Raw genomic sequence first — 23,679 nt, 5'->3', positions numbered from 1 at the left:
TTGGCTTAAGCCTCAGAACTTGTAGTTAAAGTTAGCGCCGTAAAGCCAGGCTTTGCCGGTGGAACGGAAAGTATAGGGGCCTTCCTCTACCGTGACGTGCTGGCCGTGCATATAAGAAAGCCCCACGTCCACGGACGCATCCTGATTAAAGGCGTAGGACGCGCCGGTGCTTAGCCACAGGCGATCCTGATCGGGGATAGAGATGGAGCGCTGATCGGCAGGTACCGGGCTGTCATCAAACGCGATACCGGCGCGAAACGTCCAGTTATCATCGTAGAAGTAGGACGTGCCCAGCGCGAGGCGGTAAGCATCCTTATAACTCTCTTCCTTATAGAACAGCGTCTGACCGCCGCTGCCGGTGGCCTTCAACTCCTGGAACTGGCTCCAGCTGGTATAGGTCAGGCTGTAGTGTACGGCCCACTGCGGGGCAACTTTATGGTAGCCCGAGACTTCCCACATTTCCGGCAGGTTTAGCGTCAGCGCGCCGGGAATGGTCGATCCGCTGGTGCCATAGGGCAGGCCCAGGTTAAGCGCCTGATTAAGCGGGTTGATAGCGCCCGGAATGCTGCTTTTATAGTCGCCGTCGAAATCGACTTTAACCTCGGAACGGTAAGTAAAGCCGAAGCGGTTATCCTCATCCACTTCGTACAGGATGCCCGCGTTCCAGCCGTAGCCCCACTCATCGCCCTTCAGGTGCGCAATTTGCGTATCGGTTGGAAAGCCCAGCGCGCGGCCCGCTTCGCCTGCGTAACGTTCAATCTTCGCGCGCGCATAGACGGCATCAAAGCCGACGCCAAAGCTGAAATGCTGATTCAGTCTATAAGCGGTGCTTAAGTTAAAGTTAACGGTTTGCAGATCCGTTTTACCGGCATACGGCCCGGCGGCGTAATCATTATTAAATTCCGTCGCCAGTCCATAATTAGCGGTCGCGGACGCGCCCAGCCACCACTGGTCGTTTAGCGGCTGCACGTAATGGAGATTGGGCACCCACTGCGTGGGCGCGATATTGTCCGCGTTCAGACTCTGGCCGGACAGGCTGCTGGTGCCGTCAATACTGACGCCCGGATCGATAAAAACCGCGCCTGCCGAAAACATTGGACGATCCATCAACGCCATGGTCGCCGGGTTACGGCTGGCGGAAGCGGCGGTATCGCCCATTGCGCCTTCGCCAGAATAGGCACGACCTAATCCGGCAGAGGAAAATTCATGAAGTTGAAAGCCGGCTGCAAAAGCATGGGAAGAAACAATGGCCACTGCGGCTGCAAGAGCAGACTTCGCAAACAGGTTTTTATGGTTCATGACCACAACCTCTTTATCTGATTTTATTAATACCGTTACGCAGGCAACGGCAGGACGCTACAGAGGGGCTGAAAGACGGCTAACTAATCAGACCAGTGGCCCCAGTATAGGTCTGGCCCCTGTAGTTGTTGCAATATTGTTTTATAAATATTTCTAAATTGATCAATAAAAAGCGATCTGCTTAACAAAAACCTGCGAGTCACAACAGGCGGCGTTGAGTCTAGCCTGTTTCAGATCAAATTTATCTTTGATTTTCATTACCGGATGACGCTTATTCACTGAATCACCGGACAGAAAAAAAGGGCAGGCGTAGAATAAAAGCATTATGACCTTAAGTCCGCCCCGAGCGGCCGCTAACCGGAGGATCTTATGACCCACGCCATCAATAAATGTAGCGCCAACGAAACCGCCGCCTGTTGCTGTGTGGATGTCGGTACTATCATGGATAACACCGACTGCACAGCCAGCTGGCGTCACCTGTACGAAAATCGCCAGCAGGCTGAAGCCGCCCTGCAGGAGCTTATCGGCAAGGCGCGCCAGGTGGAATCCGAACCTTGCGATATTGTCGGCCGTTTCGAAGAGAAGCCGGACGGCGTGCAGCTGGATGCAGATTTTACTTTTAGTTGCCAGGCAGAAACGATGATCTTTCAGCTGGCGCTGCGCTAATTGTTCAACGCGGAACCGCCGGGCCTGGCCCGGCATTCTTAAAAAAATGAGTGGGCTACGCCCGCTCATGGTTCCCAAAACCGTGGTTTCCCTCGCACTTTTCTTTTCCACATTATGCAAAATGTAAAAATCTGGTTAACAATAAACAGGTCTGACCTCTTTTGGCAGTGATGCCGCTGATTTTTACAGGTGAATAATGAAAGCGCTCCCCTTGCTGACGCGTCAGGGTCAACGCATAGCGATAACGCACGGTTTACGCACCCCTTTTGCTCGCCAGGCCACGGCGCTTCAGGCTATCCCGGCTATTGAGCTGGGGCGAATGGTGGTCAGCGAACTGCTGGTACGCAGCGATATCCCGCCCGACGTTATTGAACAGCTGGTGTTTGGCCAGGTGATCCAGATGCCCGAAGCGCCGAATATCGCGCGCGAAATCGTCCTCGGCACTTCCTTAAGCGTACATACCGACGCCTATAGCGTAAGCCGCGCCTGCGCCACCAGTTTCCAGGCCGTCGCTAACGTGGCCGAAAGCCTGCTGGCCGGCACCATTCAGGCCGGTATTGCAGGCGGCGCGGACTCCGCTTCCGTCTTGCCTATCGGCGTCAGCAAACAGCTGGGCCGCGTGCTGGTGGACCTCAGTAAAACCCGCTCTCTGGTGCAAAAATTACGGCTGCTCAGCCAGCTTCGCCCGCGCGACTTGCTGCCCGTGCCGCCTGCCGTAGCGGAATATTCCACCGGCCTGCGCATGGGCGATACCGCAGAACAGATGGCGAAAAGCTACGGCATCACGCGCGAGCAGCAGGACGCGCTGGCGCATCGTTCGCACCTGCGTGCGGCAAAGGCCTGGGAAGAGAACAGGCTGGCGCAGGAGGTAATGACGGCCTGGGTGCCGCCGTGGCGCAGCCCTTTACAGCAGGATAACAACGTGCGTCTGCATTCCAGCCTGAAAGATTATGCCCGGCTACGTCCCGCTTTCGACCGTAAACACGGTACGGTAACGGCGGCTAACAGCACGCCGCTGACCGACGGCGCGGCAGCGGTAGTACTGATGACGGAAGCGCGCGCCAGAGAGCTGGGCATTACGCCGCTGGGCTATCTGCGCAGCTACGCCTTCACCGCCATCGGCGTGCAGGAGGATATGCTGCTTGGCCCGGCCTGGGCATCGCCGCTGGCGCTCGACAGAGCAGGCATTACCCTGAAGGATTTAACGCTTATTGATATGCACGAGGCATTTGCGGCCCAGACGCTGGCCAACCTCAACATGTTCGCCGATGAGCGGTTCGCTCGTGAAGTCCTGAACCGGCCTCATGCGCTGGGCGAGGTGGACGAAGAAAAATTTAACGTGCTGGGCGGCTCTATCGCCTATGGACATCCTTTTGCCGCGACCGGCGCACGCATGATCACCCAGACGCTGCACGAGCTACGGCGTCGCGGCGGCGGCCTGGGGCTGGTCACGGCCTGCGCCGCTGGCGGTCTTGGTGCGGCTATGGTTCTGGAGGCGGAATAATGACGGCATCCGCATTTACATTCAGCCTGCGTGCCGACAACGTGGGCGTCATTACTTTCGATGTGCCGGGTGAAAAGCTCAATACGCTAAAGGCAGAATTCGTCGGGCAGATCCGGGAAGTGATTGCGCAGGCGCGTCGTCAGCCGGAGCTGGCTGGCCTGGTTTTTATCTCCGGCAAGCCGGACAGTTTTATCGCGGGCGCGGATATCACCATGATTGCTGCCTGCCGCTCGGCAGAAGAGGCGGCTGCGCTGGCGCGACAGGGGCAAAAGGTCATGGCAGAGATCGCCGCCTTGCCTTTTCCGGCGGTGGCCGCCATTCACGGCGCCTGTCTGGGCGGCGGGCTGGAGCTGGCACTGGCCTGCCACCAGCGCGTCTGCACGCTGGACGAGAAAACGCGGCTGGGCCTGCCGGAAGTGCAGCTGGGCCTTTTGCCCGGCTCCGGCGGCACGCAGCGGCTGCCCAGGCTGATTGGCGCCTCTCACGCGCTGGATCTGATACTGACCGGCAAAACGCTGCGTGCAAAGCAGGCATTAAAGCTGGGCCTGGTGGAAGAGGCCGTGCCGCAGACAATTCTGCTGGAAACGGCGGTGGACATGGTGCTCAGAGGCCGACAGCCGCGCCGCGTGCTGCCATTGAGCGAGCGGATGCTTAACGCGCCCATGGGACGCGCGTTGCTCTTTAAGATGGCGACCAGACGGGCGGAAGCGAAAACGCGCGGTAACTATCCGGCCACGCGCAAAATTCTTTCGGTGGTGCGTACCGGCCTGCAGCAGGGCCGTAGCGCCGGTTACGCCGCCGAGGCTAAAGCGTTCGGCGAGCTGGCGATGTCGCCGGAATCCATCGCGCTGCGCGGCCTGTTCTTTGCGACCACGGAAATAAAGAAAGAGAGCGGGGCACAGGCGGCGCCGCAAGAGGTGAAATCCGTTGCGGTGCTGGGCGGTGGACTGATGGGCGGCGGCATTGCTTACGTCACCGCCTGTCGGGGAAATCTGCCGGTGCGCATCAAAGATGTGCGGCCGGAAGGGATTACGCATGCGCTGAAATATAGCTGGGATCTGCTGGAGAAAAAGATCGCGCGCCGCCAGCTGACGCCGGGTCAGCGCCAGCGGCAAATGGCCCTGATTAGCGGCGGCCTGGACTATCAGGGATTTCGGCGTCGCGACCTGGTGATCGAAGCGGTATTTGAAGACCTTTTTTTGAAGCAGAAAATGGTGGCGGAAGTGGAGGCCAACGCGTCGCCCGACACGATTTTCGCCTCCAATACTTCCTCGCTGCCGATTAGCGATATCGCCGCGCACGCCCGCCGCCCGGAGAATGTTATCGGGCTGCACTATTTCAGCCCGGTCGACAAAATGCCGCTGGTGGAGGTTATCCCCCACGCGCAGACCAGCGAGCAAACCCTCGCTACCACGGTAAAGCTGGCGAAATTGCAGGGCAAAACGCCGATAGTGGTGGCGGACAGCGCCGGGTTTTACGTTAACCGTATTCTGACGCCGTGCATCAACGAGGCGCTGCGCTGCCTGCTGGAAGGCGAGCCGATAGAAAACATTGATGAGGCGCTGGCGGACTTCGGCTTTCCCGTCGGGCCGATCCAGCTATTGGATGAGGTCGGCATCGATACAGGTGCCCATATCCTGCCGGTGCTGGCCGCAGCCTGGGGCGAACGCTTTCAGGCGCCGCCCGCGCTGGACGCCGTCCTGAACGATAACCGCAAAGGACGCAAAAACGGGCGGGGATTTTATCGCTACGGCAAGAAAGGGGGCGGCAAAAAACGGCCCGATGCGACAATTTATAAATTACTGAACGTTCATCCAAAAGCGCACCTGAGCAAAGAGCTTATCGCGCGACGCTGCGTAATGATGTTGCTGAATGAAGCGGCGAGGGCGTTTGATGAAAACGTGATTCGCTGCGCGCGCGACGGCGATATTGGCGCGGTGTTCGGGATAGGTTTTCCGCCGTTTACCGGCGGCCCGTTCCGCTATATGGACGCGCTGGGCGCGGGGCAGATAGTGGCGCAGCTGGAACAGCTTTCCCGCACCTGCGGCGCGCGTTTTACCCCCTGCGAACGCCTGCAAAAAATGGCGCAAACGGGAGAAACCTTTTACAAAACTACAGGTAAGGCGAATACCCAGCCTGTTTCAACGGGTTAGATCGGACGCTTCTGAAAGGTGCTGATAACCGTTTGTCAACAGGCGGTTATTTAGTAAACAATCGGTTGACTTGCCTTCTGGCATTAGGGTACAACACAGCGTTCATTCACAGAGTGAAGAGTCGGAAAACCTGATTTTCCGGCGTTTATGTTTAATAACAGCGGTGCAATATGCAAGTTTTCATTATGCGTCACGGCGATGCGGCACTGGATGCAGCCAGTGATGCGGTACGGCCTTTGACCCACTGCGGCTGCGACGAGTCGCGGCAGATGGCAGGCTGGCTCAACGGTCAGAAAGTGGATATCGATCGGGTGTTGGTCAGTCCCTATTTGCGAGCTGAGCAGACGCTCTCTACGGTACGTGAAGCCCTGATCCTGCCCGTGGAGCAGGAAGTGCTGCCGGAGCTGACGCCGGGCGGCGATCCGGCGCTGGTGGCCTGCTATCTTCAGGCGTTGGCGAAGGAAGGCGTCAAAGCGGTGCTGGTGATTTCCCATCTGCCTCTGGTGGGCTATCTGGTGTCCGAGCTTTGCCCGCAGGAAACGCCGCCGATGTTCGCCACTTCCGCCATCGCCAGCGTCACGCTGAACGACGAAAGCGGCTGCGGCAAGCTGGAATGGCAGGTCAGCCCTGGACGGCTGGCAAAAGCGATGTGATCGCACCGGGCCGGTTGAACCGGCCTGCTTCGTGGCTGGCGTCGCGTCGTAAGATAAAGCGGCCAGCCCCAACGCTGTTCGCCGGGAGGCGGCCTGACTAAGGCAGCTCCGGCGGCTGCCACTCTTCTACTTCAATCAGCACCAGCAAAGCGGCATCGCCGCCAAACATTTTCGGCGCCTGATGAAAGGCCATCACCATAGGATGCTGCGCCAGCCACAGCGGCGTCTGCTGCTTGAGCACGTGCTTGCCGTGACCGTGCATCACGCTGGCGCAAAAGATATGCTCGCGGCGGCAGGCGGCTATCAGCGCGCCCAACTCCTCTTTTGCCTGTTTCTGCGTCAGCCCGTGCAAATCCAGAAAAATCTCCGGCGTATAGTCGCCTCGCCTGAGCTTCTTCAGCTCGTAATGGCTGACGTCGCTTCTGACGTAGCGCACTGGCCCTTCAGCGGACAGCAGAGGCTGAAACTCATCGGAAAAATAGTGGCTGTTGTCTATCTGCTCGGACAGCAGGCGCTTTTGCGGCACCTGCGAGAATGTTTTCCGCAATGGCTTATGCACTATCGTGTCCTGAGCCAGCTTACGCGTGCCGGTCATTAATCCACGGAACAGCGCTTCATCTTCGGCGCTCAGGGGCTGTTTTTTACTCATCTGATCCTCAGGCGGCACGCGGCGGCGGGATTTTTAACAATAATCCCATCAGTTTACCCTGTCTAATCCCTGCAAATAAACAAATGTCAGTTTTTTCACGCCTGCGCGCTGGATTCTCGTCAGCTTCATGGCAAACTAGCTGCCGAGTTGAGTTTGGCCTGTGGAGGGCACTTTGGACAAAATTTTCGTTGATGAGGCAGTCAGTGAGCTGCATACCATCCAGGATATGCTGCGCTGGACGGTGAGTCGGTTTGCCGCCGCGGAGATCTGGTACGGCCACGGCACCGATAACCCCTGGGACGAAGCCGTTCAGCTGGTGCTGCCCACGCTGTATCTGCCGCTGGATATCCCGGAAGATATGCGTACCGCGCGCCTGACTTCCAGCGAGCGTCACCGCATTGTCGAGCGCGTTATTCGCCGCATCAACGAGCGTCTTCCCGTCGCCTATCTGACCAACAAAGCCTGGTTCTGCGGCCACGAGTTTTACGTGGATGAACGCGTGCTGGTGCCGCGCTCGCCGGTCGGCGAACTGATCAATGACCGCTTCGCCGGCATTATCGCGCATGAACCCAGCCATATTCTGGATATGTGCACCGGCAGCGGCTGCATTGCCATCGCCTGCGCCTATGCCTTCCCGGAAGCGGAAGTGGACGCCGTAGATATTTCTGCGGACGCGCTGGCCGTGGCCGAGCAGAATATCACCGCGCACGGTATGGATCATAACGTGACGCCGATCCGCTCCGATCTGTTCCGCGATCTGCCAAAGACCCCTTACGATCTGATCGTCACCAATCCGCCCTACGTGGATGAAGAGGATATGGGCGATCTGCCGGAGGAATATCAGCACGAGCCGGAGCTGGGGCTGGCCGCCGGGCGCGACGGCCTGAAGCTGGCGCGCCGCATTCTGGCCTGTGCGCCGGACTACCTGAGCGAAGAAGGCGTGCTGGTCTGCGAAGTGGGCAACAGCATGGTGCATATGATCGAACAGTATCCCGACGTGCCGTTCACCTGGCTGGAATTCGCCAACGGCGGCGACGGCGTATTTATGCTGACCCGCGAGCAAATTGTTGCTGCGCAACATCATTTCGGCATTTATAAAGACTAAAAAACATCACAGGCATCCCCGGCGCAGGCGGTTTTGCTCCGATCAGCGCGGAAACCGTAGCCTGTGCACGGATTTCGCGCTGGCCGGAACGGAAGCGGCAAACGGGATGGCCTCCTGAAAAGTTCAGAGGACTTCATGGCTGGTAATACGATTGGACAGGTTTTCCGCGTCACCACCTTTGGTGAATCGCACGGGCTGGCGCTGGGCTGTATTGTCGACGGCGTGCCGCCCGGCATCCCCCTGACGGAAGCCGATTTGCAGCACGATCTGGATCGCCGCCGTCCCGGCACCTCACGCTACACCACCCAGCGCCGCGAGCCGGACCAGGTCAAAATCCTCTCCGGCGTGTTTGAAGGCGTCACCACCGGCACCAGCATCGGCCTGCTGATTGAAAATACCGACCAGCGCTCGCAGGATTACGGCGCCATCAAAGACGTCTTCCGTCCCGGCCACGCCGACTATACCTATGAACAAAAGTACGGCCTGCGCGACTATCGCGGCGGCGGGCGCTCTTCCGCGCGTGAAACCGCTATGCGTGTGGCGGCGGGCGCTATCGCCAAAAAATACCTCGCCCTGAAGCACGGCGTGAAGGTGCGCGGCTATCTGGCGCAGATTGGCGACGTGGCCTGCGAGCTGAAGGACTGGGATCAGGTGGAACAGAACCCGTTCTTCTGCCCGGATCCGTCAAAAATCGAGGCGCTGGACGAGCTGATGCGCGCGCTGAAGAAAGAGGGCGATTCTATCGGCGCTAAAGTCTCCGTAATGGCGGAGAACGTGCCGGTTGGCCTGGGCGAGCCGGTTTTCGATCGTCTGGACGCGGATCTGGCGCATGCGCTGATGAGCATTAACGCGGTGAAAGGCGTGGAAATCGGCGACGGCTTTGCCGTGGTCAACCAGCGCGGCAGCGAACATCGTGATGAAATTCGCGCGGACGGCTTTCAGAGCAACCACGCGGGCGGCATTCTGGGCGGCATCAGCAGCGGCCAGCCGATCCTGGCGACGCTGGCGATGAAGCCAACGTCCAGCATTACCGTGCCGGGCAAAACCATTACCCGCACGGGCGAAGAAACGGAAATGATCACCAAAGGCCGTCACGATCCCTGCGTAGGGATCCGCGCCGTGCCGATCGCGGAAGCCATGATGGCGATCGTGCTGATGGATCATTTACTGCGTCATCGCGGACAGAATGCGGACGTGCAGACGAACATTCCACGCTGGTAATCACCATGAAAAAGACGCTGTTCGCGCTTTGCGGCCTGCTGCTCAGCGCTTCCACGCTGGCGGCTACGCCCTGGCAATCGATCCGGCAGCCAATAAGCGGCGCGCCGCACGCTATCGGCTCTTTCGCCAACGGCTGTATCGTCGGCGCGCAGGCGCTGCCGCTTAACGATCCGACCTATCAGGTGATGCGTCAGGACCAGCGTCGCTTTTATGGTCATCCCGATCTGATCCTGTTTATTCAGCGGCTGGGCGCTCAGGTGCATAATTTGCAGCTGGGCGAAGTGCTGATTGGGGATATGGGCATGGCGGCGGGCGGTCGCTTCAGCAGCGGCCATGCCAGCCACCAGACCGGGCTGGATGTCGATATTTGGTTGCAGTTACCGCAGGCGCGCTGGAGTTCACAAATGCTGCTGAAGCCGCAGCCGCTGGATCTGGTGGCCGCAGACGGGAAAAACGTGGTGGCGCGTCACTGGCAGCCGCAGATCGACAGCCTGATCAAGCTGGCGGCAAAAGATGACGACGTCACGCGTATCTTTGTGAATCCGGCGATTAAAAAACAGCTCTGCGCCGATGCGGGCAGCGATCGCGACTGGCTGCGCAAGGTACGCCCATGGTTCGGCCATCGGGCGCATATGCACGTGCGCCTGCGCTGTCCTACGGACAGCCTGGAGTGCCAGGATCAGCCCGCGCCGCCGCCAGGGGATGGCTGTGGCGCAGAGCTGGCAAGCTGGTTCGCGCCGCCAAAACCTTCCGGCGCGCCGATAAAACGCGAGCCGCCGCCGTTGCCGCCTTCCTGTCAGGCGCTTCTGGATAACCATCAGCTTTAGGAAGAAAAAATGGAATGGTTTGCCGTCAGCCCGCTGCTGCTTGGGCTACTGTTTTGCATCGCCGTGCTGGCCGCTTTTATCGATTCTATCGCCGGCGGCGGCGGGCTGCTGACTGTTCCGGCGCTGCTGGCGGCCGGGCTTTCTCCGGCGCAGGCGCTGGCGACCAACAAGCTTCAGTCCGTCGGCGGCTCTTTTTCCGCCAGCCTCTATTTTATCCGGCGCAAGGCGGTGGATCTTAAAGCGCAGCGGCTGAATATCCTGATGGCGTTTATCGGCTCGATTCTCGGCGCGATGCTGATCCAACACATTCAGCCGGGGCTGCTGCGCCAGGTGCTGCCGCTGCTGATTATCTCGATAGGCCTCTATTTTCTGCTGATGCCTAAGATCGGCGAAGAAGATCGCCATCGTCGCCTGCACGGCCTGCCGTTTGCGCTGGTGGCGGGCGGCTGCGTCGGCTTTTATGACGGCTTTTTCGGGCCGGGCGCTGGCTCCTTCTATGCGCTGGCCTTCGTCACGCTTTGCGGTTTTAACCTGGCGAAATCTACCGCGCATGCCAAGGTGCTGAATTTGACCTCTAACCTGGGCGGCCTGCTGTTTTTTATTTTCGGCGGCAAAGTGGTGTGGGGCACCGGCCTGATTATGCTCCTCGGCGCCATTTGCGGCGCACGGCTCGGCGCACGGCTGGTGCTGAGCCGGGGGCAGCAGCTGATCCGCCCGATGGTGGTCACCGTTTCCATTGTCATGAGCGCTAAGCTGCTCTACGACAGCCACGGCGCAGAGATCGCCGCCTGGTTTCACCATCTGTTTAGCTGAATCTTAATGTTGACGCGTCGCAAGACGTGAAATTTTTGCAGAAGAGAACAATGCGTACTCACGACTATTCGCAGCTGATCGAGATTTTCGACCGCTGTTTTTTTGACGATTTTCAGACCCGCCTGGTGAAGGGCGATGACGAACCCATCTACCTGCCCGCCGATGAGGAAGTCAGCTATCACCGCGTGGTGTTCGCCCACGGCTATTACGCCAGCGCGCTGCATGAAATCTCCCACTGGTGTATCGCCGGAGCCGAGCGGCGCAAGCTGGTGGATTTCGGCTACTGGTATTGTCCCGACGGCCGCGACGCCATGACGCAAGGCCAGTTTGAAGCGGTGGAGGTCAAGCCGCAGGCGCTGGAATGGCTGTTTTGTGTAGCGGCGGGCTTTCCCTTCAACGTAAGTTGTGACAATCTCAATGGCGATTTCGAGCCGGATCGCATTGCGTTCCAGCGCAAGGTACACGCGCAGGTAATGGCTCATCTGGAAAAGGGAATTCCGTCACGGCCAGCCCGTTTTATCACCGAACTGGGTCGCTACTACTCAACGCCGCCGCTGACCGCAGCGCAGTTTCCCTGGCCGGAAGATCTCTGACCAGCATGGTAAATAAGGAATTGTATGATTGATGAATTTGAAGCGCGTATCCTGGCCCTGATCGATAACATGGTGGAGAGCGCCAGCGATGACGAGCTGTTCGCCAGCGGCTATCTGCGCGGGCATCTGACGCTGGCCGTGGCCGAAATTGAGCAGTCGGGCGAGCACACGCCGGAAGCGCTGCAAATCCAGGTGCTGAACAGCCTGGAGACGGCGATCCACGCCGGTGAGCTTTCGCCGCGCGACCAGGCGCTGGTGCTGGGCATGTGGGATAATTTGTTCCTGCAGGCGCGCCATCCCTCCTGATCCCTGACGGCGCCGTCGGCAACAAGCAAGGCCGCCGTGATTTTAGCGGCCTGATGCGTCCGGCGTCTCCGGTTTCCAGTCTGCCCTGGGCGGCATCCCCAATTTCCTGTCTGCTCTACGCGACGTCTCCGGTTTCCTGTCTGCCCTCCAGGGCGGCAGCGGCTTTTAGCCTGCCGCCTTCACCGCTTTACCTTTCAGCAGCTTGCGCACCCAGTAGCGATTAGGATGGGTGGCCGCCAGCGTCTGCCTGTCCAGCGGGATCGGTTCGCCGCACAGCTCCGCCGCCAGCGCTTCTGCCGCCAGCGGCGCGCTGCATAATCCCCTGGAGCCTAACGCGCCCAACACAAACAGGCCGCGCCAGAGGGGCGCCGGCTGCGCCGTGGCTTTGTTTTGCGCCAGATCTGCGTATTGCGCCAGCGTTTGCTGATAGTCCGGCAGCGGGCCAATCATCGGCAGATGATCGCGGGTGGCGCAGCGCACGCCGTTGCGGGCGCTGCCTGCGCTAACGTCCACTTCGCGAGGCCATTCCGCCTCCGGCAGACAGCGGAGCAGCCGCTCGCGGTTTTCCTGCTGATCTTCTTCGCGATAGGCGGTAGCGCTGTCGGCGCGATGATAGCTTGCGCCGATACAGTGCTGCTGATTATGCGGATTAACCGGCGTCAGATAGCCGTCGTAGCATAAAACCTGTTTAAGCTGGCCCAGCGCGGGCGTAGTCGGGATATGGCTGACCTGGCCGCTGACGGCATAGGCGGGCAGCTTTTCACTCTGCGGCAGCGCGGTCAGCGCGTGGCCGGTCGCCAGCACCACGTTGCGGTGAGTCTGCGCGGGCCGATCGGCAAAATCGAGCTGCCAGCCCGTCGGTGTTGCGGACAGTGCGGTCAGCCTGTGATGCCAGCTCGTAATCAGCCCCTGCTGCTGCGCCAGCGCAAACAGCGCAGGCGTCAGCTGGGCGGGTGAGAGCCAGCCGCCAGCCGGATAGGTAATGCCGCCAAAGCCGGTTTCCACCCCGCACAGCGCTTCGGCTTCCTGCCTGTCCACACCGCGAGCGATGGTTTCCGGCAGCTGCATGGTCAGCATTTTAGTGATTTTGTCCGCGCTTTTTTCATCCCAGCCCAGCTGGGTAACGCCACACCACTCGTGATCGAACGCGACCGGCAGGCTATCGTAAACACGACGGGCAAAGGTAAATGCGGCCGGAAAAAAGCGCGCCAGCGCCGGATCGTGATGGTTCAGCAGCGGATAAAGCGCGCCCTGGCGGTTGCCGGAAGCGCCCCGGGCCGGTTCGCCGTCGGCGCTGTAGAGCGTGACTTTTTTACCGCGACGCAGCAGCGCCAGCGCCAGCAGCGCGCTGGCCACGCCGCCGCCGATTACCGCAATGTCGTCGCCTTCCGCCGCCGGACGGTGATACCACGGCGCTTCGGCTGGCGCGTCGATAGCGTTCTCCAGCACGCCCGCCAGCATTTCCCGTTTGGGGCCGAAGCCTTTACGCTTGCCGACGGTAAAACCCGCCTCCTGCAATCCGCGTCGCACAAAGCCTGCCGAGGTAAAGGTGGCCAGCGTGCCGCCGGGACGCGCCATTTTCGCCATGCAGGCGAACAGTGCCGGCGTCCACATGTCAGGATTTTTCGACGGCGCAAAGCCATCCAGAAACCAGGCGTCGACCTGATGATTGAGGCTGTCATCGAAGGTCGGGATCAGCTGGTTAATATCGCCGAACCAGAGATCGAGCGTGACGCGACCCTCGGCCAGCAGCAGCCGGTGACAGCCGGGCAGGGCGGCTGGCCACTGTTCGCGCAGCGCGCGCGCGTATGCTGCCAGTTCAGGCCAGCTTTGATGCGCGCTGGCGAGATCGTTGACGCTGAGCGGATACTTTTCACAGCTGATAAAGTGCAGGCGCTGCAAACGAGCCTGCGGCTGCTCGGCGCAAAAGCGCTCGAAAGCCTGCCAGAGCGTTAAAAAATTCAGGCCGGTGCCAAAACCGGTTTCCGCCGTGATAAACAGGTCGCGAGAATGGTGCGCAAAACGGTCGGGCAAGCCGTTGCCGCCAAGAAACACGTGACGCGTTTCCTCCAGGCCGTTTGCGTCGGAAAAATAGACGTCGCCAAAGGTTCGGGATACAGGTGTACCCTGTTCATTCCAGCTTAGTTCTGCATACTCTATTGGGGCGCTGTTCACGGCAAAAGCTCAGTTATCTCGCGGTGCGGCGATTGTAACTCTGGGGGTACGCCTACGCAAATTTACAAAAATCAGGCGCTGGTTGGACTTGTTCGGCTTACAACTGTACGCTAAAGTGCGTGTCGAATCCTAATATAAGTAGTTAACGAGGTATTGAATGAAACGTGCAGTGATTACTGGCCTGGGTATCGTTTCCAGCATTGGTAATAACCAACAGGAAGTCCTTGCATCCCTGCGTGAAGGCCGCTCCGGCATTACCTTCTCTCAGGAGCTGAAAGATTCCGGTATGCGTAGTCACGTCTGGGGCAACGTCAAACTCGATAAAGACGAAATCTCCAGCCTCATCGATCGCAAAACCCTGCGTTTTATGAGTGATGCGTCCATTTATGCCTATATTTCTATGCTGGAAGCGGTAAAAGATTCCGGTTTGACCGTTGAACAATACCAGAACAACCCGCGCGTGGGTCTGGTGGCCGGTTCCGGCGGCGGCTCGCCGATCAACCAGGTAGCCAGCGTTGACGGAATGCGCGCCAAAGGCCTGCGCGGCGTCGGCCCTTATATGGTGACCAAAGCGATGGCGTCCGGCGTTTCCGCTTGCCTGGCGACCCCATTCAAAATCCACGGCGTAAACTACTCTATCAGCTCCGCCTGCGCGACCTCGGCACACTGCATCGGCAACGCCGTTGAGCAGATCCAGCTGGGCAAACAGGATGTGGTATTTGCAGGCGGCGGCGAAGAGCTGTGCTGGGAAATGTCCTGCGAGTTCGATGCGATGGGCGCGCTGTCCACCAAATATAACGAAACGCCGGAAAAAGCGTCCCGTACCTATGACAACAGCCGCGACGGCTTTGTTATCGCAGGCGGCGGCGGCATGGTTGTTGTGGAAGAGCTGGAGCACGCGCTGGCTCGCGGCGCGCACATCTACGCAGAAGTGGTTGGCTACGGCGCCACCTCCGACGGCGCAGACATGGTAGCGCCATCAGGCGAGGGCGCAGCACGCTGTATGCGTCTGGCTATGCACGGCCTGGATACGCCGATTGACTATCTGAACACGCACGGCACCTCTACGCCGGTAGGCGATGTGAAAGAGCTGGGCGCCATCCGCGAAGTCTTCGGCGACAACACGCCGGCGATGTCGGCCACCAAAGCCATGACCGGCCACTCTCTGGGTGCGGCGGGCGTGCAGGAAGCTATTTACTCGCTGCTGATGCTGGAGCACGGCTTTATCGCGCCAAGCATCAACATTGAAGAGCTGGATCCGGCGGCGGAAGGTCTGAACATCGTGACCAAACCAACCGAGCAGCAGCTGACTACCGTGATGTCCAACAGCTTCGGCTTCGGCGGCACCAACGCCACGCTGGTGATGCGCAAGCTGTAATCAGTAAGCAATTTCAAAAAAGGATGCTCCGCAAGGGCATCCTTTTTTTATGGCCGCAGTATGCCGATGTATAAGATAAGCCTCGCCAGGGACAAAGGTTAGCAGCCATGCCGTAAGGCCAGGCGTTAGCGTCAAATACGTTAACCTTCCCACTCCGCTGTAATCACAGAAGCGTTGATAGCCGGATGACCATCAGGCATATCGCCCGGCTGAGGGCGCAGGGACATCCACCGTTTCGCGCGGGCTGAATGGCGAAGGCCGCGTCAGTCAGAAAACGCGTGAGAAAGCGGAAGCCGTTAGCCTGCAAAAACACGAGCCAGCTTCTCCACCGCGCTGACAATTTCTGCTGGCGCCAGGGCGGAAAAACCCAGCAGCCAGCCTTCCTGCTGCGCATCTCCCTGATACAGGGGCGACAGGCGCGGCAGCACCAGGCCTGCCTGCAAAGCCTGACGCGTTAATTTTTCTTCGCCGCCGTCCGGCAGCGTGGCCGTCAGCTGTAGCCCATGCTGGTGGCTCAGCGGATGCAGCCTGTCTCCCAGCTTTGTCGCCAGCTCTGTCAGCAGCAGTTCGCGGCGGCTGCCGTAAAGTTTGCGCATCAGCCGCAGATGCGCCTGAAAATGGCCGCGATCGAGAAAATCCGCCGTCACCGCCTGCATCAGCTGCGCGCTGTGTCCGTCCATCACGCTGCGCATCCGGCAGCAGGCGTCAACCAGCGCGGGCGGCACCGCCAGATAAGCCAGCCGCAGGGAAGGGAACAGCGTTTTGGAAAAGGTGCCGAGGTAGAGCACGCGCCCGGCCTTATCCAGCCCCTGAAGCGCGGGCGCAGGCTGTGCGCCGTAATAAAATTCGCTGTCGTAGTCATCCTCAATCAGCCAGCTACCGTGGGCGCGCGCGTACGCCAGCCAGGCCAGACGACGCGTCAGGCTCATGGTCGCGCCGGTGGGATACTGATGGGATGGGGTCAGGTAGATCAGCTTCGCCGCTGGCCGGTCGGGTATTTTTGCGCCCTCGTCGTCCAGCTCCAGCGTGCCGATGGTCGCGCCCGCGCTGTTGAAAGCATGATAAGCGCCGCGATAGCCCGGCTCTTCCAGCCAGACGGCATCGCCCGGATCGCACAGCAGCATCGCCAGCATCTGCAACGCCTGCTGAGAGCTGGTCAGGATGATAATTTGTCCGGCATCGCAGCGCACGCCGCGCGCCTGGGCAAGATAACGCGCCACCGCTTCACGCAGTTCAGCCAGCCCCTGCGGCGCGCCATAGCCCATCATTTTTTCCGGCGTATGGCGCAGCCGCTGCGCCACCAGCCGCCGCCAGATAGCATGAGGAAAAGCCCGCAGATCCGGCGAACCGGCGGCAAAAGCCTGGGGAAAAAGCGGATCGTCGCAGCCGCCAGAGGCGACAATGTTGCTGCCGCGTGACGAGAGCGCGGCAGCCGCTGTCGATGACGCTGGCGTGGGGCGTCGCGGCGCCGGCAGATCGGCGGCGACGAAAGTGCCTTTGCCGCTGTGCCGCAGCAGGCAGCCTTCGCTTTCCAGCTGCGCATAGGCCGCTTCCACCGTCACTCGGGACAGCGACAGATCGACGGCAAGCAGCCGGGAAGAGGGTAGCCGCTCGCCTTGCCGCAGCGTGCCGTCGGTGATGAGCTGACGCAAGGCGGCGCATAGCCTGTCCCGTCGGGTGCGGGCCTGCTGCGAGGCGAACAGCTGGATTAAGGGCACGTTGGTCAGCGGCATAATGGTCTTATCACCTGATTAAAATGGGTATCCTTTTTAAGGCCGTTTTACCCTATCATCAGGCAGACCTTAAGCAAAGGAGTACACATGATGACCCTGTCCGCCGTTTTACAATTTCCACCGCCTGACGCCGCACGCAGCGAAGCATGGCTACGCGAAAAGCTGGCTTACTACAGCGATGCCTGGGATCTGGCGCAGGATCTCGCCAACGGCATTACCGATATCGTGGTGATCGATACCCGTGCGGCAGAGCAGTATCAGGCCGCGCATATTCCCGGCGCGATAAGCTTTCCTCACCGCACCATGAGCGCAGAAACGCTGGCGGCGCTGGACAGCAGCAAAGTTTACGTGACCTACTGCGACGGCATTGGCTGCAACGGCTCGACCAAAGGCGCATGGAAACTGGCGTCGGCGGGACTGCGGGTTAAAGAGCTGATTGGCGGGCTGGATTTCTGGCTGCGCGACCGTCATCCGGTCGCGCAAGGAGAAGAAGCGGGCAGCTGGCCGCAACAGGATTTACAGGCGTGCGGCTGTTAAGCCTAAAGGAACAGCCACAGCAGAAAAATAAACAGCACCAGCGCGGCAAAAGCGGTTACGGCCGGACGCGTCGCCATCGGCCTTAGCACCGGCGGCACGTAGCCGGAAATAATCGGCTGCGGATGGATCTCGCTGTCGGCCAGCGGCATCTCCTTCAGCCGTTCGGCCCGCCGCGCAAACAGCAGATTCATCAAATCCTGCGCCTGGGCTGCGGTAAGGATCGCCTGCGGCGGCAGCTGGAAGCGCTGCTGGCTGGCCTCCTCCAGCATGCGCTGCTCTGCATGATCGGAAGGCACCTTCAGCGAGGCGAGAAGCGTATGCAGCGTCGGGGCAGGCTGCTGGCTCAGCGTCTGGCTAACCTGAAGATACTGGGTCAGCAGCGGGAACAGGCGTGAAGGAATGGGATCGCCGCTGTGCAGGTTGACCACCTTCAGCACGGAAGTCCACAGCTTCACCGGCTGTTCGCCGGTAACGGCAGCCAGGCGAGCGACCTGCTGATTGAGCGCGTGGTGCTCCGCAGGCAGCAGCGAGCGATCGGTGACGCGGTTCTGCTGCGGCTGCGGGATCGCCATCTGGCCATTTTGCAGCATGGTCAGCACCTGTCGCAGCTGATCGGGATTCAGCGAGCTGAGCACCGTATGACCAAACTGCTGCCGGATAAAATCGCTCACCGCCTGGCGATTATTGCCCGCAGGCAGCAAATCGCTCAGCTGCTGAAACAGCTGTCGGGTGGCGTGCGTGTTCTGCACCTGCGCAAGCCGCGTATTAAGAAACTGCTCCGCCGCCGGAAAATGACGCGCCAGCAGCCCGGCATCGTTCTTCACGCCCACTTCATGACGCAGTCCGGCCCATAGCTCCGGGGCCTTTAGCGAACTGAGCGACATGATTTTGACAATCAGCCTTTCCAGCGTGGTGCGCTGAGCAGGGGTCAGCGGCTGATCGCCCGGTCCGGTTCGGCCGGTATCAGCGACCGTCGCTCGTTCGCCGGGTAATGGCGCGCCTGGGCCATTAAGAGGTTGCATGGCAAAATCCTTAACTCAACACTGTCCGGAAAGCGCCGGAAAAAAGGGGGATTGGCTATGATAACAATCCCGTTACGCGATAGGTAGTAGCGGCGCGCCGCGCGGCGGATTATTTTTCAGGGATCCGCCGTCGCGCGCGCTGTTTTGCCGATCCGCAGCGGCGTACGCAGCCGCTGCGCCAGGATCACGCCGCATAACGTGACGCCGCCGCCGATAAAGTGATAGCTGTGCAGCTTTTCATGCAGAAAAAGCACGGCGATAACTGCTGTAAAGACAGGCGTCAGATTCATAAAAATCGAGGCGGTGCTGGCACCCATGCGCATCACGCCCTGGATCCATAAAAACGGCGCAAGAATAGAAGCCGGAAGCGCGGCAAACAGCACCAGCGGCAGGTTATGCGCGTTCAGCGCCACATCTTTTGCCAGTAAAAAGCCCGGCAGCAGCAGTATGACGCCAAACACAATCTGCACGTACAGGCTTTGCCAGTTTGGCAGCGGGATCGCCCAGCGACGGGTCAGCACGCCATACAGCGCGTAAGAGGTGGAAGCGGCAAACAGCATCAGCTCGCCCGTGCCCATGCCCTGCGTCAGCAGCCGTTCGGGACTGCCCTGGCTAATCAGCCACACCAGCCCGCCAAAAGAGAGCACGCTGCCGATAAGAATGCCCAGCGTGGGCGCCACTTTCAGCAGCACAATGCTGATCAGCACGGTCAGCAGAGGGATCAGCGAAACCAGAATACCCATCGAAAGCGCGCTGACGCTGTGCGCGGCATAGTAGGCAAGGCTTTGATAAAGCACCATGCCGAGCAGACCCAGCGTCAGCAGCCGCCACCACTGCTGCCTGACCTGCGTCCGGTTGCGCCATACCGCAGGCAGCACGAAGGGCGTCAGCGCCACCAGCGCTATCAGCCAGCGATAAAAGGAAATAGCGGCAGGATCGATAACGTTTGCCGAGACTTTGCTGACGATGGCGTTAAACGACCAGATCAACACCGCCATCAAAGGATAAAGAAAATTCATTGTCGAGCCTGAATCAGTAATAAGAGCCGAGAGTGTACCCGTCTGCGGCTACAAATAAATAACCTTTATTACCGCTGCCTGATTTTTCTCTTGCCTCTTCTCTGCATAGTAAAGCGTCACTGCGTAAAACCCTCCAGGCGGAAATAAGAAAAGGCTATGGCAAAACGGCCTGAAGCCTTTTACTCCTTTTTCGGCAACGTCCAGAATTAATTCAGGAAATGACAGTTTTATGACGGCAAAACTGAAAAAAGGAATTTGCACGAGCTAAGCGCTAACGTCCACTACGCTAAGGCAGGAATTACGATGAGTTATTCAGCAAAACCGCCATCCACGCTGGGCGATGGGTTATCCAGTCGCCAGGTCACCATGATTTCCATCGCCGGGATTATCGGCGCCGGTCTGTTTATCGGCTCTGCCAGCGCCATTGCCACCGCAGGGCCGGCTATCTTAATTTCTTATATATTAACGGGTTTTTTGGTGCTGCTGGTGATGAGAATGCTGGGAGAAATGGCGGTTATGCAGCCTGATTCCGGCTCCTTTTCCACCTACGCTTCACGGGCGCTTGGCCCCTGGGCAGGCTTTACCATCGGCTGGCTCTACTGGTGGTTCTGGGTGCTGGTGATCCCGGTGGAGGCGATAGCCGGCGCGAACATCCTTCATACCGCTTTACCCGCCGTGCCCGCCTGGGTTTACACACTCTCTATTATGACTCTGCTGACCTGCACCAATCTTTTCAACGTGAAAAACTTCGGCGAGTTCGAATTCTGGTTTTCCCTGATTAAAGTGGTGGCTATCCTGGCTTTTATCGCGGTGGGCATCGCGGCGGTCGCGGGCTACTGGCCTCTGGCACACGTCAGCGGCGTGTCGCGCCTGTGGGATAGCGGCGGCTTTATGCCACACGGCGGCGGCGCGGTGCTTTCCGGCGTGCTGATCACCATCTTCTCCTTCTTTGGCGCGGAAATCGTGACCATTGCCGCCGCCGAGACAAAGGATCCGGGGCAGCAGATTCGGCGCTCGACTAACCTGGTGGTTTACCGTATTGCCTTGTTCTATCTGCTGTCGATTTTCCTGGTGGTGTCGCTGGTCGCCTGGAACGATCCACAACTGAAAGAACAGGGAACCTTTCAATACGCGCTGAACGTGCTGCATCTGCCGGGCGCGGGTATCCTGGTCAGCTCGGTAGTGTTTATCGCCGTATGCAGCTGCATGAACTCCGGGCTGTATACCGCCTCCCGCATGTTTTACTCGCTGGCGCAGCGTGGTGATGCGCCGCGGGCCGGCGCGCGAATTTCCGCCGGCGGCGTGCCCCGCGTTGCCGTACTCAGCTCAACGCTGGCCGGTTTTGCAGGCTGTTTCGCTAACTACGCTTTTCCCGGCAGGGTTTTCGACTTTCTGCTTTCCACCACCGGCGCCATCGCGCTGCTGGTCTATCTGGTTATCGCCGTTTCCCAGCTGATTATGCGCCGCAGGCTGGAACGCAGCGGCCGGACGCCGGAATTTAAGATGTGGCTGTTTCCGTGGCTGACGCTGTTTACCATCGGCATTATTCTGGTGGTATTGGGCTATATGTTTATTTCGCCCGATTATCGTTATGAAACGCTGATGACCGCCGCCGTGGCCGCTATCGTGCTGATGCTGAGTTTTATTGTCACGCGCAGGCGCACGGCGCAGACGCAAAAAATCGGCAGCGGCAAAATGCAGCCTCGCGCGGTGCAAACGATGCGTTAACGGAGGTTGCTGACAAAATCATCCTCTGTCATCAAGTCGCGTTCAGGCCGGTGAAAAGCAGCGGAGGCCGGAACAACTCGTCCACGGGGGCTCGTTTCGCGCATCCATGCGCGAACGGCTGGCCGTTCAGCCTCTGCTGCTGTGAAGCTGCCGTTTCGCGGCAAAAAATCCAGGCCGCACGAACCCTCTGGCTTTGTCAGCAGTCTGAGCCATTCCTGCGAATGGCTTTTTTAATGGCTGCAAGCTGGCTGCGGACTAGCTGCCGGCCCGCTGCGCAAACAGGCGAAAAACAGGGCGAATAACCGGCCGCCGGGCGCTATGCTTGAAGAAAGGCTTTCGCTGTTTAGGCGCCCTCTATCATAAGGCCAGACTATGACCCGGTTTAGTTCACCCGATGCGATCCGCGACGCCTTTTCCAAAGCGATGTCGCTGATGTACCAGCAGGAAGTGCCGCAGTACCGCACGCTGTTGCAGTTAGTGAAAGAGGTGAACGCCCGCTATTTGCAGGCCCATCCCGAGACCTTTGCGGACGCCGACAGCGCGCCGGAGCTGAACCGGCTGGCCGTTGAACGGCACGGCGCTATCCGCCTTGGCAAAGCGCAGGAGCTGGCGACCATGCGCCGACTGTTTGCGGTAATGGGCATGTATCCGGTCAGCTATTACGATCTTTCTGCGGCAGGCGTGCCGGTGCACGCTACCGCTTTCCGCCCCGTCGACGCGCGTTCGCTGCAATATAATCCTTTCCGCGTGTTTACCTCGCTGCTGCGCCTGGAGCTGATCGATGATGACGGACTGAAGCAGAAGGTGAGCCAGATCCTCGACCAGCGGAATATCTTTACGCCGCGTCTGCTGGAACTGCTTGAGATCGGCCATGCTCAGCAAGGCTTAACCGCCGCACAGGCGGATGAGTTTGTCGCCGAAGCGCTGAAAACCTTTCAGTGGCACAGCGAAGCGCAGGTGGACGGGGCAACTTATCAGTCGCTGCTGGATCAGCACCGCCTGATTGCGGACGTGGTTTCTTTTAAAGGGCCGCACATTAACCACCTTACGCCGCGCACGCTGGATATTGACGCCGTGCAGCGGCAGATGCCCGCTTATCAGATCGTGCCGAAAGAGAGCATTGAAGGGCCGCCGCCGCGTCGCGTGCCCATTCTGCTGCGTCAGACCAGCTTTAAGGCGCTGAGCGAAAAAATCACCTTTACCGACAACAGCGAGGGCAGGCACACCGCGCGCTTTGGTGAAATCGAGCAGCGCGGGCTGGCGCTGACGCCCGCAGGCCGTGCGCTTTACGATCGGCTTTTGCAACAGCCGACGGCGGGGGATAAAGCCGCCGGGCTGGCCGCGAACTTTGCCGCTTTCCCGGATGATATGCACGAGCTGCGTCGGCAGAAGCTGGGCTATTTTAGCTATCGGCTGTCGGCGGGCGCGACGCTGCCGGAGCAGGCCAGCCGTGAGCAGCTGCAAAGCCTGATCGACGACGGCACCATAGAGGCCAGGCCAGTGGTTTATGAAGATTTTCTGCCGGTCAGCGCCGCGGGCATTTTCCAGTCGAACCTGGGCAGCGAAAGGGGAGCAGCGGGCAAGGGCCATCCCAATCAGTTGGCCTTTGAGCAGGCGCTGGGCTGCGCGGTTATCGACGAGTTTTCGCTGTATCAACAGCTGGAAGAGGCGTCGCTGGCGGCCATTTTCGATCGCCCTTGACCGCGCTCTGTCTTTGACGTGGCTGCCGACTTAAGCCTAAAGTTAGCGCGGCGCACAGGCCGCTTTTCAAGGAGAATTTTATGTATACCCGGCTGGCTATTCTGCTGCTATCCCTGTTTCTCGGCATGGGGAACGTTTATGCAGCCACCACGCAGGAAGTGGATCAGCGTCTGGATTTTCTGTTTGGCTCCCATCAGAAATACCAGGATTTTCTTGGCGAACTGCAACAGGCGGTGGCGGCAAAAGACAAAGCCAAAGTGGCGACGATGATTGCTTATCCGCTTGAGGTCGGTTTAAAAGGGAAAGCGAAAACCTATCGCACTGCGGCAATGTTAAAGAAGCACTACGGCAGCGTATTCACGCCCGATTTAAGCCGCGTCATTATCGCGCAGAAATATGAAGATCTGTTCGCCAGGGATCAGGGCGTAATGGTGGGCGACAGCGGCCAGCTGTGGTTTAGCGAAGTGTGTCAGGACAAAGCCTGTCACAACACCCGCGTGCTGATTACACGCATCAATCAGTAGCCGATAATGCTTCAAGGACTCAATCATTTAACGCTGGCCGTTACGGACTTACGTGTTAGCCTGGCATTTTACC

The 23,679-nt window shown here is 59.3% G+C and carries 21 protein-coding genes and 1 pseudogene; 16 read left to right on the top strand and 6 right to left on the bottom strand.

Annotation, left to right across the window (positions count from 1 at the left end; genetic code table 11):
* Positions 1 to 12 precede the first annotated feature (12 nt).
* Entirely contained in the window at positions 13 to 1,299 is a 1,287-nt protein-coding gene (gene fadL / locus ACA373_RS08535; RefSeq protein WP_253459678.1) for a long-chain fatty acid transporter FadL, read from the bottom strand.
* Between the two features lie 369 nt (positions 1,300 to 1,668).
* Between fadL and ACA373_RS08530 the strand changes: the two genes are divergently transcribed.
* The 4 genes from ACA373_RS08530 to sixA all read left to right on the top strand — a co-directional run bounded on the left by ACA373_RS08530 (position 1,669) and on the right by sixA (position 6,275).
* Positions 1,669 to 1,965: a YfcZ/YiiS family protein gene (locus tag ACA373_RS08530; protein WP_253459680.1), complete on the top strand. Its 297-nt coding sequence runs from the start codon at positions 1,669 to 1,671 to the stop codon at positions 1,963 to 1,965.
* Positions 1,966 to 2,158: 193 nt separating this feature from the next.
* On the top strand, positions 2,159 to 3,469 hold the full coding sequence (fadI, locus tag ACA373_RS08525) for an acetyl-CoA C-acyltransferase FadI (RefSeq protein ID WP_253461262.1): 1,311 nt from the start codon (positions 2,159 to 2,161) through the stop codon (positions 3,467 to 3,469).
* Positions 3,469 to 5,622 (top strand): fatty acid oxidation complex subunit alpha FadJ, encoded by a 2,154-nt coding sequence (gene fadJ / locus ACA373_RS08520; protein ID WP_370734327.1) that lies wholly within the window; start codon positions 3,469 to 3,471, stop codon positions 5,620 to 5,622. Before fadI ends, fadJ begins: the two co-directional genes overlap by 1 nt.
* A 170-nt stretch (positions 5,623 to 5,792) precedes the next feature.
* Positions 5,793 to 6,275 (top strand): phosphohistidine phosphatase SixA, encoded by a 483-nt coding sequence (sixA, locus tag ACA373_RS08515; protein WP_125288302.1) that lies wholly within the window; start codon positions 5,793 to 5,795, stop codon positions 6,273 to 6,275.
* 97 nt (positions 6,276 to 6,372) lie between these two features.
* Here the strand turns inward: sixA and smrB are convergent, their stop codons facing one another.
* Positions 6,373 to 6,924 carry an endonuclease SmrB gene (gene smrB, locus ACA373_RS08510; RefSeq protein WP_125288301.1) on the bottom strand — a complete coding sequence of 184 codons (552 nt, stop codon included), beginning with the start codon at positions 6,922 to 6,924 and terminating at the stop codon, positions 6,373 to 6,375.
* Between the two features lie 172 nt (positions 6,925 to 7,096).
* Between smrB and prmB the strand changes: the two genes are divergently transcribed.
* The 6 genes from prmB to ACA373_RS08480 all read left to right on the top strand — a co-directional run bounded on the left by prmB (position 7,097) and on the right by ACA373_RS08480 (position 11,789).
* Positions 7,097 to 8,029: a 50S ribosomal protein L3 N(5)-glutamine methyltransferase gene (gene prmB / locus ACA373_RS08505; protein WP_253459685.1), complete on the top strand. Its 933-nt coding sequence runs from the start codon at positions 7,097 to 7,099 to the stop codon at positions 8,027 to 8,029.
* A 135-nt stretch (positions 8,030 to 8,164) separates the two neighbouring features.
* The gene (gene aroC, locus ACA373_RS08500; protein ID WP_301730516.1) at positions 8,165 to 9,250 is read left to right on the top strand and encodes a chorismate synthase; all 1,086 of its coding nucleotides are present in this window, start codon (positions 8,165 to 8,167) and stop codon (positions 9,248 to 9,250) included.
* Positions 9,251 to 9,255: 5 nt separating this feature from the next.
* On the top strand, positions 9,256 to 10,077 hold the full coding sequence (mepA, locus tag ACA373_RS08495) for a penicillin-insensitive murein endopeptidase (RefSeq protein ID WP_370734326.1): 822 nt from the start codon (positions 9,256 to 9,258) through the stop codon (positions 10,075 to 10,077).
* Between the two features lie 9 nt (positions 10,078 to 10,086).
* The gene (locus ACA373_RS08490; RefSeq protein WP_301730514.1) at positions 10,087 to 10,890 is read left to right on the top strand and encodes a sulfite exporter TauE/SafE family protein; all 804 of its coding nucleotides are present in this window, start codon (positions 10,087 to 10,089) and stop codon (positions 10,888 to 10,890) included.
* 50 nt (positions 10,891 to 10,940) lie between these two features.
* Positions 10,941 to 11,483, top strand: coding sequence for an elongation factor P hydroxylase (locus ACA373_RS08485; RefSeq protein WP_301251954.1), 543 nt, complete (start codon positions 10,941 to 10,943; stop codon positions 11,481 to 11,483).
* 24 nt (positions 11,484 to 11,507) lie between these two features.
* Positions 11,508 to 11,789 carry a YfcL family protein gene (locus tag ACA373_RS08480; RefSeq protein ID WP_125288295.1) on the top strand — a complete coding sequence of 94 codons (282 nt, stop codon included), beginning with the start codon at positions 11,508 to 11,510 and terminating at the stop codon, positions 11,787 to 11,789.
* A gap of 165 nt (positions 11,790 to 11,954) precedes the next feature.
* On the opposite strand, the gene mnmC is transcribed toward ACA373_RS08480, so the two are convergent.
* Positions 11,955 to 13,964 carry a bifunctional tRNA (5-methylaminomethyl-2-thiouridine)(34)-methyltransferase MnmD/FAD-dependent 5-carboxymethylaminomethyl-2-thiouridine(34) oxidoreductase MnmC gene (gene mnmC / locus ACA373_RS08475; protein ID WP_301251952.1) on the bottom strand — a complete coding sequence of 670 codons (2,010 nt, stop codon included), beginning with the start codon at positions 13,962 to 13,964 and terminating at the stop codon, positions 11,955 to 11,957.
* A 157-nt stretch (positions 13,965 to 14,121) separates the two neighbouring features.
* Here mnmC and fabB point away from each other — a divergent pair, with 157 nt between their 5' ends.
* Together fabB and ACA373_RS08465 are read left to right on the top strand one after the other, a co-directional pair.
* Complete coding sequence (gene fabB, locus ACA373_RS08470) at positions 14,122 to 15,342, top strand: beta-ketoacyl-ACP synthase I (RefSeq protein ID WP_125288293.1); 1,221 nt, start codon at positions 14,122 to 14,124, stop codon at positions 15,340 to 15,342.
* A gap of 232 nt (positions 15,343 to 15,574) precedes the next feature.
* Positions 15,575 to 15,679, top strand: a pseudogene (locus tag ACA373_RS08465) (hypothetical protein); the annotation flags it as partial.
* Here ACA373_RS08465 and ACA373_RS08460 read toward each other — a convergent pair.
* On the bottom strand, positions 15,639 to 17,075 hold the full coding sequence (locus ACA373_RS08460) for a PLP-dependent aminotransferase family protein (RefSeq protein ID WP_370734325.1): 1,437 nt from the start codon (positions 17,073 to 17,075) through the stop codon (positions 15,639 to 15,641). The pseudogene ACA373_RS08465 and the gene ACA373_RS08460 sit on opposite strands and share 41 nt — an antisense overlap.
* Positions 17,076 to 17,162: 87 nt before the next feature.
* Here ACA373_RS08460 and ACA373_RS08455 point away from each other — a divergent pair, with 87 nt between their 5' ends.
* Positions 17,163 to 17,612 carry a rhodanese-like domain-containing protein gene (locus ACA373_RS08455; RefSeq protein ID WP_301251948.1) on the top strand — a complete coding sequence of 150 codons (450 nt, stop codon included), beginning with the start codon at positions 17,163 to 17,165 and terminating at the stop codon, positions 17,610 to 17,612.
* A gap of 2 nt (positions 17,613 to 17,614) precedes the next feature.
* Here ACA373_RS08455 and flk read toward each other — a convergent pair whose 3' ends face one another.
* Positions 17,615 to 18,634: a flagella biosynthesis regulator Flk gene (gene flk / locus ACA373_RS08450; protein ID WP_370734324.1), complete on the bottom strand. Its 1,020-nt coding sequence runs from the start codon at positions 18,632 to 18,634 to the stop codon at positions 17,615 to 17,617.
* Positions 18,635 to 18,750: 116 nt separating this feature from the next.
* A complete protein-coding gene (locus tag ACA373_RS08445; RefSeq protein WP_253459710.1) occupies positions 18,751 to 19,653 on the bottom strand; it encodes a DMT family transporter in 903 nt (300 codons plus the stop codon).
* 303 nt (positions 19,654 to 19,956) lie between these two features.
* Between ACA373_RS08445 and ACA373_RS08440 the strand changes: the two genes are divergently transcribed.
* The 3 genes from ACA373_RS08440 (at position 19,957) to ACA373_RS08430 (ending at position 23,606) form a co-directional block, all read left to right on the top strand.
* Entirely contained in the window at positions 19,957 to 21,381 is a 1,425-nt protein-coding gene (locus tag ACA373_RS08440) for an amino acid permease (RefSeq protein ID WP_369896418.1), read from the top strand.
* A gap of 372 nt (positions 21,382 to 21,753) precedes the next feature.
* Positions 21,754 to 23,082: a VOC family protein gene (locus ACA373_RS08435; RefSeq protein ID WP_253459717.1), complete on the top strand. Its 1,329-nt coding sequence runs from the start codon at positions 21,754 to 21,756 to the stop codon at positions 23,080 to 23,082.
* A gap of 80 nt (positions 23,083 to 23,162) precedes the next feature.
* Positions 23,163 to 23,606 (top strand): hypothetical protein, encoded by a 444-nt coding sequence (locus ACA373_RS08430; RefSeq protein ID WP_301251945.1) that lies wholly within the window; start codon positions 23,163 to 23,165, stop codon positions 23,604 to 23,606.
* Positions 23,607 to 23,679 lie beyond the last annotated feature (73 nt).

Origin of the sequence: Erwinia sp. STN24 (assembly GCF_041320675.1) — a bacterium.
In the GTDB taxonomy this organism is placed as follows: Bacteria; Pseudomonadota; Gammaproteobacteria; order Enterobacterales; family Enterobacteriaceae; genus Erwinia; species Erwinia aeris.
Note: the sequence above shows the minus strand (reverse complement) of the source record. Positions and strands in the feature narration are given on the sequence as shown.